12 protein-coding genes are annotated in these 13,775 nt (G+C 65.7%); 8 read left to right on the top strand and 4 right to left on the bottom strand.

Annotated features, from left to right (window positions below; genetic code table 11):
- Nucleotides 1–242 precede the first annotated feature (242 nt).
- Nucleotides 243–683: an NUDIX domain-containing protein gene (locus ACCQ06_RS00510; RefSeq protein WP_104616068.1), complete on the bottom strand. Its 441-nt coding sequence runs from the start codon at nt 681–683 to the stop codon at nt 243–245.
- A gap of 217 nt (nt 684–900) precedes the next feature.
- Nucleotides 901–2,112 carry an MFS transporter gene (locus ACCQ06_RS00505; protein ID WP_316689850.1) on the bottom strand — a complete coding sequence of 404 codons (1,212 nt, stop codon included), beginning with the start codon at nt 2,110–2,112 and terminating at the stop codon, nt 901–903.
- Between the two features lie 214 nt (nt 2,113–2,326).
- On the opposite strand from ACCQ06_RS00505, the gene ACCQ06_RS00500 reads away from it, so the two are divergent.
- The 4 genes from ACCQ06_RS00500 to ACCQ06_RS00485 all read left to right on the top strand — a co-directional run bounded on the left by ACCQ06_RS00500 (nt 2,327) and on the right by ACCQ06_RS00485 (nt 5,423).
- Nucleotides 2,327–2,941, top strand: coding sequence for a TetR/AcrR family transcriptional regulator (locus tag ACCQ06_RS00500; protein WP_228324525.1), 615 nt, complete (start codon nt 2,327–2,329; stop codon nt 2,939–2,941).
- Nucleotides 2,942–3,283: 342 nt separating this feature from the next.
- Nucleotides 3,284–3,940 (top strand): SDR family oxidoreductase, encoded by a 657-nt coding sequence (locus tag ACCQ06_RS00495; protein WP_316689849.1) that lies wholly within the window; start codon nt 3,284–3,286, stop codon nt 3,938–3,940.
- Between the two features lie 110 nt (nt 3,941–4,050).
- A complete protein-coding gene (locus ACCQ06_RS00490) occupies nt 4,051–5,115 on the top strand; it encodes a M4 family metallopeptidase (protein ID WP_316689848.1) in 1,065 nt (354 codons plus the stop codon).
- Entirely contained in the window at nt 5,112–5,423 is a 312-nt protein-coding gene (locus ACCQ06_RS00485) for a protealysin inhibitor emfourin (protein WP_228324522.1), read from the top strand. The genes ACCQ06_RS00490 and ACCQ06_RS00485 overlap by 4 nt, the downstream gene beginning before the upstream one ends.
- 400 nt (nt 5,424–5,823) lie before the next feature.
- Here ACCQ06_RS00485 and ACCQ06_RS00480 read toward each other — a convergent pair whose 3' ends face one another.
- A complete protein-coding gene (locus tag ACCQ06_RS00480; RefSeq protein ID WP_372364773.1) occupies nt 5,824–6,420 on the bottom strand; it encodes an SRPBCC family protein in 597 nt (198 codons plus the stop codon).
- Between the two features lie 124 nt (nt 6,421–6,544).
- Here ACCQ06_RS00480 and ACCQ06_RS00475 point away from each other — a divergent pair, with 124 nt between their 5' ends.
- The 3 genes from ACCQ06_RS00475 to ACCQ06_RS00465 all read left to right on the top strand — a co-directional run bounded on the left by ACCQ06_RS00475 (nt 6,545) and on the right by ACCQ06_RS00465 (nt 10,338).
- Complete coding sequence (locus ACCQ06_RS00475) at nt 6,545–7,678, top strand: HDOD domain-containing protein (protein ID WP_316689846.1); 1,134 nt, start codon at nt 6,545–6,547, stop codon at nt 7,676–7,678.
- Nucleotides 7,679–8,168: 490 nt separating this feature from the next.
- Nucleotides 8,169–9,896 carry a S10 family serine carboxypeptidase-like protein gene (locus ACCQ06_RS00470; RefSeq protein ID WP_316689845.1) on the top strand — a complete coding sequence of 576 codons (1,728 nt, stop codon included), beginning with the start codon at nt 8,169–8,171 and terminating at the stop codon, nt 9,894–9,896.
- A 34-nt stretch (nt 9,897–9,930) separates the two neighbouring features.
- On the top strand, nt 9,931–10,338 hold the full coding sequence (locus ACCQ06_RS00465) for a hypothetical protein (RefSeq protein WP_316689844.1): 408 nt from the start codon (nt 9,931–9,933) through the stop codon (nt 10,336–10,338).
- 108 nt (nt 10,339–10,446) lie between these two features.
- On the opposite strand, the gene ACCQ06_RS00460 is transcribed toward ACCQ06_RS00465, so the two are convergent.
- Entirely contained in the window at nt 10,447–12,702 is a 2,256-nt protein-coding gene (locus tag ACCQ06_RS00460; protein WP_228324517.1) for a PAS domain-containing protein, read from the bottom strand.
- A gap of 405 nt (nt 12,703–13,107) precedes the next feature.
- Between ACCQ06_RS00460 and ACCQ06_RS00455 the strand changes: the two genes are divergently transcribed.
- Complete coding sequence (locus tag ACCQ06_RS00455) at nt 13,108–13,287, top strand: CsbD family protein (RefSeq protein WP_316689843.1); 180 nt, start codon at nt 13,108–13,110, stop codon at nt 13,285–13,287.
- Nucleotides 13,288–13,775: the final 488 nt, after the last annotated feature.

Genomic DNA, 13,775 nt, shown 5'->3' with positions numbered 1-13,775 from the left:
CGTCGGTATTTGCTGCTGGGTGCGGTGAGCCGTTCCGGCACCACCGCCGGGCCTTGCGGATACAGCGATTCCATTCTTCGTCCCTGTAATGAGTAACCGGGCGCCACGCAGTCAATCGGCATCCCGGCCTGGTGATTCGATCTCCGGGCGCGATCTCCCCCGCCCCGGAAGCGCCGAAAATAGCGGACTGGCGCTGCAAAATCCATGCGTGCCTGCGGGTAGCCCGCAGGCACCACCACGTGTCAGGCGGGCTGTGGATCCTGTTCCGCCTGGACTTGCTGCACCGCCTGCCTTGCCGAGCGGGTCAGCGGCGTGGGCAGCGCGTCCAGGGCAAACCAGCCGATATCCAGCAGCACCTGCGGTTCGCGCAGTTCGGCGGTCTCGCTGCCTTCGATGGTGGCCAGATACACCGGCGCCACCCAATGCTGCGGCGGGTCCATGTCCGGCTCGAAGTGGCTGACCACGCACAGCACGCGCTGCGGATGCACCTGCAGGCCGGTTTCTTCCAGCACTTCGCGCACTACCGTGGCTTCCACCGTTTCCATCCAGTCCACCTTGCCGCCGGGCAGGCCCCAATGCCCCTGCTCGGGCGCCCGCCCGCGCAATACCAGCAGCAAGTGGCCATCGGCGCGTTGGATGAAGGCACCGCAGCCAACGCGGGCACGCAGATCGGAATGGGGCATGAGCTGTCTCGTGAGCGGGCCGGTAATTGTCCCAGATGTGGCGGTACGGGTAACGCGGTCGCGCGCGGGTTGGCACTGTTGCGGCGTGGGTGGCGTCCCCGTCCACCGCTCACGTCTTCCAGGTACAGCTCACCTGCATCGCGCCTGGGCGTCAGCGCGTGCCTTGCCGCGCAGCGCCACCGCCGCCTGACACTGGGCGCAACGTCCCTCGCACGCGCTAGTGGTCAGAAACCGCTGCGCGCGCGCCGGCCGCAAATCCGTGGGTGCGTGCGGACCATGCAATCGCCCATCCGATTGCCAGCAACACTGCCATGGCGGTCGGAAAGCTCTGCGCTCCCCAATGCTCCAGCAGCACTCCTCCCAACACGCCACCGCCGGCGATGACGCTGTTCCAGGCCACGACATTAAGCGACAGCGCGACATCGGCGCCGTCGCCTGCGCTATCGGCAAGCGCGGTTTGCAACAGGGTCGCCGCACCGCCGAAGGTCAGCCCCCAGACCGCGACGCACGCATACACGACCGGCTGCACTCCCTGCAGCAAGGCCAGCACCACCGACACCCCAAAGAACGTCGCCAACGACACCAGCACGGTGCTGCGCAGATGCTGTTCCACCAACTTGCCGGCGATACCGATGCCCACCAGGGCCGCCATGCCGAAGGTCAGCAGCAGCACGTCCACGCGATGGCCAAGGCCTGCACGTGCGGCGAACGGTGCCACGTAGGTGTAGAGAATGTTGTGCGCCAGCATCCAGGCCATCACCGTGGCAAGCACCGGGCGGACGCCGGGCGTGCCGAGCACCTTGCGCAACGGCACCCGTTGCGTGGCCGCCTGGCCGGGGTAGTCCGGCACCTTGAGCAACACCCAAACGATCAGCGCGACCGTTAGTGCCGACATGGCCGCGAACGCGGTGCGCCAGCCGATCAGCCCGCCCATCCAGGTTCCCAACGGCACGCCGAGCGACAGCGCAATCGGCGTGCCCACCATCGCAATCGCCATGGCCTTGCCCTGCTGTTCCGGTTGCACCATGCGCCGGGCGTACCCGGCAAGCAGGCTCCACGCCAAGCCCGCCGCTGCGCCAGCGAAGAACCGTGCCACCAGGGTCAGACCGTAATGGGTGGACAGCGCGGTGACGGAGTTGAACACCAGAAAGCCGACGATGGTGAGCAACAGGACGCGACGACGACGCCAGTGCTGGGTGGCGATAGTCAACGGGATCGCCGCCAGCAGCGAACCCACCGCATAGGCGGTCACGGTCTGCCCGGCGAGCGCGGGGGTCACTGCCAAGCCGTCGGAGATCTGCGGCAGCAAGCCAGCCGGCAGGGTTTCGGTCACGATGCAGATGAAGCCGGTCATGGCCAAGGCCAGCAGCGCGGCGATGGGTAGCGGAGCAGCACCGGCAGGTGCCGGCGAGGCAGTGGAAGAGGTCACAAGAGATCCTTGGTCATGAGCAATGAAATTCTTTATTTATATATCGATCGATACATATCTGAGAAAAAAAAGAGACCCGCTGTGCAGGCCTGTCGACATCGTCGTCTCGCGACGCCGCAAGATATGTATCGATAGATATAAATCTAGGTCGGCAGGACTTGGTTGTCAATGACATATGTATCGAATAGTATTTATCTAAGCGGCGGAGCGCGTTATGGCACAGATGGGCAGACCACGGACCTTCGATCGGGATGTCGCGGTGGAGGAGGCACTGCATTTGTTCTGGGAACAGGGTTACGAGTCGACGTCGCTCAGCCAGCTCAAGGCTGCGATCGGCGGCGGAATCACCGCGCCCAGCTTTTATGCAGCGTTCGGCTCCAAGGAAGCGCTCTACAAAGAATGCATGGAGCGCTATCTGGCGACTTACGCGCAGGTCACGCATTGTTTGTGGGATGCGTCGCTTGCGCCAAGACAGGCGCTGGAACTTGCGCTGCGGCGCTCGGCCAAGATGCAGTGCGAGCGCGGGCATCCAAAGGGCTGCATGGTTGCCTTAGGGGTCATGAGCGCGCCCTCCCCTGAACTGGCTGCGATCTCGACCCCGCTGACGCGGTCGCGCGCGCGGACACGTGCGGGCATCCGCGCCTGCGTGGAGCGGGCAATTGCCAGCGGAGAATTGGCAGCCGACCTCGATGCAGCCGCATTGACCTGCGTCTTCGACAGCTTCCTGCTTGGGCTTTCCACGCTCGCCAGGGATGGCGTGGGCTTCAAGCTGATGGATGCAGCCATCGCGCAGGTGCTGCAGCTGTGGGATCACAACAGCGCTGCATAGCCGATGCCTGGCAATCGTTCGGTGCGGCAGCGCGTATGCATCGCCCGACGCGCCGCATCCACGGCAGCGACAACACGTATCGCTGGATGGCGGCTCCCATCAGAGAACGGTGACACTGCATGGCGAGCGCTCCTCAGCGTGGGATGGACGGTGTCGTGCCCCGGCAGTGCTGCGCTCTGCTTACTGCCTCTGGTCGCTGACAGCGTTCTTCGTATCTGCAAACCTTGCCCGCTCGATCCATCGGAAGACTCGCACGCCTCTGCGCTGACATCGTCTTAGCGTCGCATTGGCGAGGATGATCGCCCTCGGCGCTGTGTCGGCGCGCATCGGTTGGAGTTGTGCATGTCTCGTATCCTCGTCATCGGTGCCCACGGCAAGGTGGCACGTTTACTCACCCCACTGCTGTTGAACGGCGGCCACCACGTCACCGCGCTGTTCCGCAATCCCGAGCACGAAGGCGATGTGATTGCCGATGGCGCCACGCCGGTGGTGTTCGACATCGAACACGCCGATACCGACGCCATCGCCGCGCAGCTGACCGGCCACGATGCGGTGGTGTGGTCGGCCGGTGCCGGTGGCGGCGATGCCGCGCGCACCTATGCGGTGGACCGCGACGCGGCCATCCGTTCGATGCATGCGGCCGAACAGGCCCGCGTGCGCCGCTACGTGATGGTGTCGTATCTCGGCGCCGGGCTGGAACACGGCATCGGCCCGGACGACGGGTTCTTCGCCTATGCGCAGGCCAAGGCCACGGCGGATGCGCATCTACGCAGCACCCATCTGGACTGGACCGTGCTCGGCCCCGGCCGGCTGACGCTTGATCCGCCGTCGGGCCGCATCACCCGCGACCCGGGCAGCGATGCCGACGGTGGCGTCTCGCGTGCCAACGTGGCCCAGGTGATCGCCGCAGCACTGGCAACGCCGGCCACCATCGGCAAGACGGTCGGCTTTATCGACGGGCAGACCCCGATCCAGGACGCCTTGTCGCAGCTGGACTGAACGCCAGGCCTGTCGCAACCCGCTGCACGGGCGCAACACGACCAGGCCTAACGTTTTCCTAAACCCGGCCTCGGCATAGTCGCGGGCGCACCCCACTGTGGAGTCCGCTGATGTCTGCGCCCCTCGCCCCGCGCCGTGCCGGCATCCTGCCGCCGTATCTGCTGGACCATATGGCACAGGCGGCGCCCGAACATGCACGCCATTGCGCGCAACTGTCCCGCCAGATCACCGCCCACCTGCGCCAGCAGCGCGCGCGTGGGCCACTGGCACGCGCACAGGCACTCGCAGCGGATGCCGCACCGGCCATGCAAGCGGTGCGGCGGCGTATCTACGATGCGCAACAGGGCACCGCATTGCCCGGCATCCTGGTCCGCGACGAGGGCGCTGCGGCCACCGATGATGTGGCAGTGACCGAGGCCTACGATTCTCTCGGTGCCACGCACGAGTTCTTCCAGACCGTCTACGGGCGCAATTCCATCGATGGCGCAGGCATGCCGTTGATCGGCAGCGTGCATTACGAGCGTAACTACGACAACGCGTTCTGGGATGGCGAGCAGATGGTGTTCGGCGATGGCGATGGCGAGGTCTTCAACCGCTTCACCATCGCCATCGATGTGGTGGGCCATGAGCTCGCTCACGGCGTCACCGAACGCACTGCCAACCTGATCTACCAGGGGCAATCGGGCGCATTGAACGAATCGGTGTCGGATGTGTTCGGGGTGCTGATCAAGCAGTACACGTTGCACCAAACCGCAAGCGAGGCCGACTGGATCATCGGCGCAGGCCTGCTGATGCCCGGCATCAACGGAGTGGGCCTGCGCTCGATGCGGGCGCCCGGCAGCGCGTACGATGACCCTGCACTGGGAAAAGACCCGCAACCGGCCACGATGGCCGACTACGTCAACACACAGGAGGACGATGGCGGCGTGCACTACAACTCGGGCATCCCCAATCACGCGTTCTATCGCGCTGCGGTCGCGATCGGTGGCGCTGCGTGGGAGACAACCGGCCGCATCTGGTACCGCACGTTCACCGGTGGCGAACTCGCCGCAACTGCGGATTTCGCCACCTTTGCCGCACGCACCGTCACTGTCGCCAGCACCGATTACGGCGCTGACAGCGCAGAGACACGCGCCGTGCAACAGGCCTGGCGCGACGTGGGCGTGCTCGCATGAGTGCACAGCGGCCGCCGGTGGAGTTGGGCGTGACGCTACGTCTTGCACGCGAGGGCGGCGTGGCGGCATTCCCGGCCATGCGCCGCGAGCGGCAACTGCCAATGGATGCGTTGGACGATGCGCAGCGGCTGCGCCTGCGCGCGTTGCTGGACCAATGCCTGGTGCATGCGTTGCCGCGCCCGCAGGCGGGTGGCGGCGACCGGCGCTATTTCAGCATCGCCTGGGACGGTGCCAGCGAACCGTTGCGCATTCCCGAAGAACATGCGCCGGCCGAAATCGTGCGGCTGTGGAAGCAGGGCACGCTGTAGCGCGGTGTGCTGAGCGTGCGCTTGGTGCGCCGCGCGCGCATACCGCACAAACGAAGACACCGTGCAGTGCACGGTGTCTGTCGAAGATGGTCCAACTGCGGATGCCTGCACCCTTTAAGCTGCCTAGATGCTCTAGAACTGCACAGCTGGTGACGCATGGTGGGGATCGGTGCGTTAGCGCAACGTGCAGCGCAGTGGTCAGCTTGAAGACACACCCATCATTGCTGCAGTGCAGCCATTGCAGCGACTATCGTCCCACCCCTTGCGGCAGTTGATACCGCGGTCGTTGCGCACGCTCAGCCTGCCTGTGCGCACGCCAACCACCAGATGCACGGGTGATAACTGCCCATGCGCAACACGGCTGCGCGCACGTCGCCAAGCGTCTCTCGTGCTGGCGCGCTCAGTGCTGCGGTTGCGCTTCCACCAGATGCGCCAGCAACGTCAACGAGTCCTGCCACCCCAAGTAGCAGGCGTATAGCGGAATCTGCTCGGGGATGCCTTGCTGCACGATGTGCACATCGGTGCCGCAGGGCAGCGCGTGCAGCTGTACGGTGGTCAGCATGGTGCCCGGCAACGCAGGGTCGTCGAATACATCGTTGTAGCGCAGCAAGGCGCTGGGCTGCAGCTCCAGATAGGTGCCGCCAAAGGCATGCCGCTGACCATTGGCGAAGTTGGTAAACGCCATCCGGAAGGTGCCGCCCACCTGCGCATCCAGGTGTTCGACGTTGCCGGTGAAGCCGGCCGGTGGCAGCCACTTGGCCAATGCATCGGCATCGAGGAAGGCGCGGTAGATGCGCTCGGGGCTGGCACGTACGACACGGTGGAGCGTCACTGTGGACATCGGGCACTCGCTTGGCTGGCAGAGGACACCCATCATGCTACCGATCGATGACGCTGGAGTGCAGCTGCAGCCCGGGTGAAGCAGGCGCTGGCGGGCGACGCGGCAGGCGCTGCGTGGCCCGCGATCGCACCGAATGCGTCGGGGATGGCGTGGCATGGCGCCTGCCAGGCCGCGCTTCTTGCCAGACATCCACGGTCACGCGGTGCACGCGCCACTGCGCGCGACATTGCCGCCGCGCTCGCCATCGCCGATAGTCGCGGCATTCATCAGACAACGACCTATGATGCTCGCGATTGTGTTGCTGCTTGTTGCCGGACTTGTCGCTGTAGCGATGATTGTCGGTGCCATCGTGTGGTGGATGCGCCAGCCCGAGCCCACTGCCCCGGCAGTCGGCGGTTCCGCCGCGCCTGACGCGCCGGCACCGATCGCGATGGACGAGCAAGCGCCGCCGCCAGCGCGTGCCGCGGCACAGCCCTTGCAGCCCGAGCCGCCGCCGATGCGTCCGCTCTTGCGCCGCATGTATGCCGCCGTGATGGCCAACCCGTCGCTGGCCGACGGCAGCCTGCCCAGCGACCCCGCACAGGTCGCCGTGCTGGAAGTGGCGACCGCCGCGCTCGACCATGTCGACCTGCGCCCGCAGCTGTTGCCGCGTCGCCCGCACCTGTTGCCGCAGCTGATGCGCGCGGTCAACGACCCGGACGCGTCCGGGCGCGGGATCGCCGCGATCATCGCGCAAGACCCCGCGCTGTCGGCCAACCTGCTGCGCATCGCCAACAGTGCGCTGTACCGCCCGCAAGGCGCGCCACTGGAAAGCCTGGAGCGCGCGGTGGTGCACATCGGCACCGAGGGCGTGCGCCAGATCGTTGCCGCTGCGGTGATGCAACCGGTGCTGAGCCTGGATGGCGGCCTGCACTCGCGGCTGCCCGCGGCGGTATGGGACTACGCGCTGCGCACCGCCACCGCGGCGGCCGCCTATATGCGCGAGCGCGGCGGCGACACCTTGTCGGCGCAGCTGGCCGGCCTGCTGCAGGGGCTGGGCGCGGTGGTGATCCTGCGCGTATTGCGCGACGCCTATGCCGAACGCCCCGGCCTGCCCTACAGCCTGGAGGTAGCCGCAGCCCTGGTCGAGCGCCACACCGCCGCAGTGGCCAAGACCATCGCCACCACCTGGGAGCTGCCGGCAGTGCTGGGCACCGCACTGGACGAACAGCGCCCCGAGCACGACAGCAGCTTGTTGGCCACCTCGCTGGGGCGCGCACTCCGCTACGGGCGCCTGGCCGCCGCGCTGGCCATGCTGGCTCGCCATGGCGCCGAGCAGCAAGACCATGCCCTCAGCGTGCTCGCCACGCTGGAACCGGACGACGCAGTCAATGCGGCGTTATGGCAACGGCTGGTGGCTGCCAGCGTGGAGTAGACCGGCAGCTGCCTGCCGTTGGCTCGCGCATCGCATGCATTGGCCGTCGTCCGCGCAAGCGTTGCGCTGCTGGCCTGCACCGATGCGCCGACCGGCTGATCACGCAGCCAGGCCGGACGCATCTGCCGGACCCGCTCCCCGCTCAACGCGCATCGCCTCGGCGCGCAGCCACGCGAACAATCCGACTGCCTGATCTGCCGGACGGTCTGGTGCCGCCATGGGGCGCGCGGGAGCGATGTCGAGTCGGTCACAACGCGTTGCACCGGCGCTGGCCAGCGCCGTTTCCACTTCGCTCGCCATGCCGTGGCTTCGCATCGCAGTCTCCGAGGCGGCCGGCAGGCTCCACAAGCTAAGCACCGGTCTGATCCGCTCGCTGCATCACGACCTTGGGATGACATGCCGGCTGCAACGCACGTGCGCAATGACCGTGCGCGGCGGGTGCGTGTGATCGCCACACCCTCGCAGCGCCTCCCTCTGCCACAGGTGCACCATGTCCCAGCGCAATGTCGGTACCGTGCGACATCCGCTTGTCCTGCTGTTTGGTCTCTTGCTGGCTGTGCCGCACTGCGTTGGCGCGCAGCAGCCGGTGCAGGCGGCCAGTGCCGACACCCCGTATATCGATCGCATCGCCTATTCGATCAAGGCCGATGCCGGGCTGGATGCCAGCGTCGCCAACGAACGCTCTGCGCTCATGCATTACCTGTGGCGCGGCAAGCAGGACACCGTGGCCTACAGCGTGCGTACCGGCCACCTGATTGCGCGCGACGCTGCCGGACAACCGCAAGCGACCTTGTCGTATGTGGCCTACACCGCGCCGGCGCGCAACGGCAAACCGCGGCCGCTGACATTTTTCTACAACGGTGGTCCTGGCTCGTCGGCCTCGCTGTTGCATCTGGCCTCGTTCGCACCCAAGCGCATGGCTACCGCAGCGCCAGGCTTCGGCAGCTGGCCCAATTACCCGATGGTGGACAATGCCGAGAGCCTGATCGCCAGCACCGACATGGTGTTTATCGACCCACCGGGTACCGGCCTGTCGCAGGCGATCTTGCCCAACACCAATGCCAGCTTCTGGGGCAGCGATGCCGATGTGCGGGTGATGCGCGACTTCATCCAGCGCTATGTGCAGGTCAATCGCCGTGCCAACGCGCCGCTGTATCTGTTCGGCGAATCCTATGGCACCACCCGCTCCGCCATGCTGGCGCTGGCGCTGGAATCGGCTGGGGTACGTTTGCGCGGCATCGTGCTGCAGTCGTCGTGCCTAAACTACTACGCCGACGCGATTCAGAGCGGCGGGCTGTATTACCCGGATTATGCAAAAGGCATGAAATACAGCGGCGACACCATCGGCGGCTATTTTCCCAGTTACGCCGCAGTCGCCGCATACCACAAGCAGACCGAGGTCAGCGCAAGCGATGAGTTCTATGCGCTGCAGATGCGCGCGTTCGTCAGCGTGGTGCACGCGGAGTTTCAGCGCTACGGGCCCACCTGGGTGCTCAGTCAGTACGGGTTTCCAACCATCCTGGGCAAACCGGTGCAACCCGGTGCAGCGGTGCTGACGCGGTGGCGGCCACTGTCCGGGCTGACCACGCAGGCCCTGCAAGGCTACTTCTCGTTGGCCTCGTTCAATCAAGGCCTGCTGCCCGGCACTACCATCGGCCGCTACGACGGGCGCGTTAGCCTGCCCAACAGCGACGGGCGGCTGAAGAACGATGGCGATCCGTCCAACATCCTGATCGAGCGCCCCCTGGCCAACGCACTGGCCCAGCAGTTCCCCACCTATCTGGGGTATAGCGCGCCCAACGCCACCTACACCTCGCTCAACATGGACATCATCAGCGTCTGGGACTTCCGCCATGCAGGCCGGCTGCTGCCCGATACCTTGCCGGACCTGCTCGGCGCGCTGCGCCTGAATCCGGCGCTCAAGGTATTTGCGGTCAGCGGTTATCACGATCTTGCAACGCCGTTCTACAGCAACGAAAAACAACTCGCGCGGCTGCGCACCATCCGCAATCTCGATGCCGATGTGCAGGTGGCCACTTACGCGGGCGGCCACATGACCTATCTCGACGACAACTCGCGCCCCAAGTTGCAGGCCGACCTCACCGCGTACTACGCCAACGCGCCGATCGCCGATGCCGTGCCGTTGGCCTTGCTGGATTCGCCATGGCCGGACAACCGCAACGTCAATGCCGCGACTGCTGCAACCGCAACGCCATGAGCGCGCTCCGCTCATCCATCGCGAGGAACTCCTGATGCGCCTGCTCCGCTGCCTCCGTTACGCCACCGCCATGCTTGCCGTGGTGGCCACCACCGTCAGTGCGCAAGCGCTGCCGCCGCAACGCGTCGCTTCCATCACATCCAACGCCCACCACGGAGGGATCGATGGCCCATTCATGCCCACCGCGCAGCTCGGCCTCGAAGCCGAGCGCGCGGACAGCACCGGCGACACGCTGGAAGACCAGGCGCAACAGCGCATCACCAGCACGCTCGGCGCCGACGGTGCACTGGCGCATCGCGATGCGCTCACCAAACAGCAGGCGCAAGCGCGCGGGCTGGGGTTTGTAGCCACGCACTTCGAGCAGATCGATCGCAGCGGCAGCGGTCGTGTCACGCTGCAGGACGTCGAGGCGTACTTGCGCGATCAACGTCGCGACAAGTGATGCAGACCACTGCAGCCGCCAGTGAACACCGCCTCTGCCATGGACGCATGGCGGCAGCAGGGTCGCGGCGCAGGCACTCGCCGCGAGGGCGAGTGCCTGCCAGCGCACTCACGCCTGCGCGGCGATCAGCTCCTTCACCCGGGCGGTCAGCACGCTCACGCTGAAAGGTTTGGTCAGCACCGCCATGCCCGCTTCCAGGTGGCGGTCGTCCAGCAAGGCGTTTTCGGCAAACCCGGTAATGAACAGCACCTTGAGCCCGGCGCGGTGGGCGCGGCCGGCGTCGGCCATCTGACGGCCGTTCATGCCGCCGGGCAGGCCCACGTCGCTGATCAGCAGATCGATGCGCGCGTCCGATTGCAGCAGGCCCAGGCCCGCCACGCTGTCGCCGGCTTCGATGACGGTATAGCCCAACTCCTGCAACACCTCGGCCAACAGCAGACGGATGGACGCCTCGTCGTCGACGATCAACACCGTCTCGCCGGCATCGGTGGGCGTGAGTTGTAGCGGGTCGGTATGGGCATCGGGCTGCATTGCATCGCCCAGGTGGCGCGGCAGATACAAACATACGCTGGAGCCCTTGCCCACTTCCGACTGGATCCGCACCTGCCCGCCGGATTGCTTGGCAAAGCCATAGATCATCGACAGCCCCAGCCCGGTGCCTTCGCCCAGCGGCTTGGTGGTGAAGAACGGGTCGAACGCGCGCGCCACCACGTCCGGCGGCATGCCGGTGCCGGTGTCGCCGACGCACAGCCACAGGTACGGGCCCTGGCGCATGCCCAGTTGCCGTGCCATGTCGTGGTCGATCCAGTGGTTGCCGGTCTCGATCCGCAGACAGCCGCCATTGGGCATGGCATCGCGCGCGTTGATGCACAGATTGAGCAGTGCGTTTTCCAGCTGCGAGGCGTCCACCAGCGCGGGCCACAGCGCGGCGTTGGGCGTGTACTCCACCTGGATGCCTGGGCCCACCGTGCGCTGTACCAACTCCAGGATATCGACGATCAACTGGCTGACATTGGTCGGCTTGGGCAACAAGGTCTGCCGCCGTGCAAACGCCAGCAAACGGTGCGTCAACGCCGCCGCGCGCGTGGTGGCGCTCTGCGCGATGCCCAGATAGCGCGGCAACTCCGCAAAGCGCTGCTGCTCCACGCGCAGCATCATCAATTCCAGTGCGCCGGAAATGCCGGCCAGCAGATTGTTGAAGTCGTGCGCCAGCCCCCCGGTGAGCTGACCCACCGCTTCCATCTTCTGCGCTTGGCGCAGCGCTTCTTCGGCCACCATCAGCTCGCGCGTGCGCGCGGTGACGCGCTGTTCCAGCGTCTGGCTCAGATCGCGCAGCGCGGCCAACGCACGGTCGCGTTCTTCGGACAAGGCGTGGCGTGCGTCGATATCCAGCAGCACGCCGGGAAATCGCAGCGGCGTGCCGTCCGGCGCATGTTCGACACGGCCGTTGGCTTCCAGCCAGTAGTAATTCCCATCGCGACGCTTGACCCGGTACTGGTGCGCATACGCACCGCCACGCGCAATCGCCTTGCTGATCGCCGCACGCAAGCCATCTCTGTCGTCCGGGTGCACCGTGGCGATGACCTGCTCCAACGGCAGGCCGGTGCGACTGCACGACGGATCGAAGCCGAAGGTGTCGGCGAAGGCTTCGTCCACCGAAAACGCATCGTTTGGCAGATCCCAGATCCAGGTGCCGATGATCGCCCCGGCGGCCAGTGCCAACTGCACGCGCTCGGCATTGCGGCGCGCAACGGTCTCCGCTTCCAGCGCGCGATCGCGCTCGCTGGTACGGCTCACCACTTCATGCACCAGATGCGTGTTCGCATTGCTCAGCATCGCGTTCTGAATCTCGCGATGACGCTCGGCCGCCACTTGCGCGGTGGTTTCGATGGCGATGTTCAACAGCCCCACGATGCTGCCGTCTTCTCCGCGGATGGGCGAGGCGGTGGAATTCCAGTACGTGGTTTCACGCACGCCGTTGCGCACCATCGGCAACGAAACAACACCCTGGCCGTAGCCGTCGCCGGTCCGCATCACCTGTGCAAAATCCTCGGCGATGGGCGCATAGGTTTCGCCCCAGACCTCGGCCACCGGTTGCCCCAGTGCGTACGGATGGCGGTCGCCCAACGATTGCAGATACACATCGTTGTAGAACAGGCGCAGTTGCGGCCCCCACAGCACTGCGCCCAACAACCTGGCGTTGAGCATCATCGATAACGCCGTGCGCAGCGATTGCGGCCAGGTGTGCGGGTCGCCCATCGGCGTGGCCGCCCAGTCGTGCGCACGGATCGCCGCCCCCATGACGCCACCGCCGGAGAGGAATTCCAGACCGCTCGGCTCGATGGCGGGGTGCGCTGTGCTCACGTGGTAGCGGCCGTGCCTGGTTGTGAAGTGGCCGCATTGTGGCACGCGCTCCTGCACGGAATGTGCAGTGGCTGTGCACTGCCGTCGGCGTCAGAACGGAGGTGGTTGCGCTGGCGCGTGCAATCGCGCCGTTAGCCGGCAGCGCCCCGCGGCAGCGATCCTGGCCGGCCAAGTCCGACATCGTATTCAGCGTGCTGCTGGCCAATGTGTGGCCACCAGCTAGCAAGTACCTCGCCGTGTTAGACCGATCGCCCGGGGACGCGACTGTGACGCCGCCAGTCGCAGCGTCATATTGGATGCATGAAGCGCGCGGCACTCGCAACAGGGCGGCCAAATGCGAGCGCACATCATGCTCACACCGGCCCAGAGAGACTGGCCGGGTTCCCAAACTACGAGAAACGTCCCATGGATAAGAACCGTATCGAAGGCACCGCCAAGCAGATCAAGGGCTCGGTCAAGGAAGCCGTCGGCCGCGTCACCGGCGACAAGAGCACCGAGCTGGAAGGCGCCGCCGAAAAGAATATCGGCAAGGTGCAGGCCATGGCCGGTGAAGTAGCCGACAAGGTGCGTAACGCTGCCAAGTAAGGGTTTGTGAGTTGGAAGAATGCGAGAAACTGGCGCAACGCGTTGACGGCAGTCACTGAAAAGCAACGCGTCGATGGCCTCGGTCAGGAGCAGTGTGATTGTGGCGGGCAGGAGCTTAGCCGGCCGAATCGAGCAGTCACTTGGTTGGCCGGATGAGGTGTCTGGACGGATGAAGTGCCTGCATTATCTGCTTGCTACGACAGATAATCCGCTCGCTACGATCCGCCCCGCTCATTAACTCGCATTAGACGGCGCTACAGCGCTCGATACTTGCACCCCAGAGTACCCAACAATCAACGACGCCCCGACTGAATCGGGGCGTCGTTGTTTTTATCGTATCCAGTCAAAAACCAAATGACCTGAGCAAGCGAAAACCAGCTAACGCACGTCCGGCAAGTCAACCAAAGCACGTGCAGCCATTCCCTTCTCCCCTCGGGAGAAGGTGGCCCGAAGGGCCGGATGAGGGTACGGGCAAAGCCTGATGTAAC

The organism is Xanthomonas sp. NCPPB 4467 (assembly GCF_041475665.2).
Lineage (GTDB): Bacteria > Pseudomonadota > Gammaproteobacteria > Xanthomonadales > Xanthomonadaceae > Xanthomonas > Xanthomonas dyei.
Note: the sequence above shows the minus strand (reverse complement) of the source record. Positions and strands in the feature narration are given on the sequence as shown.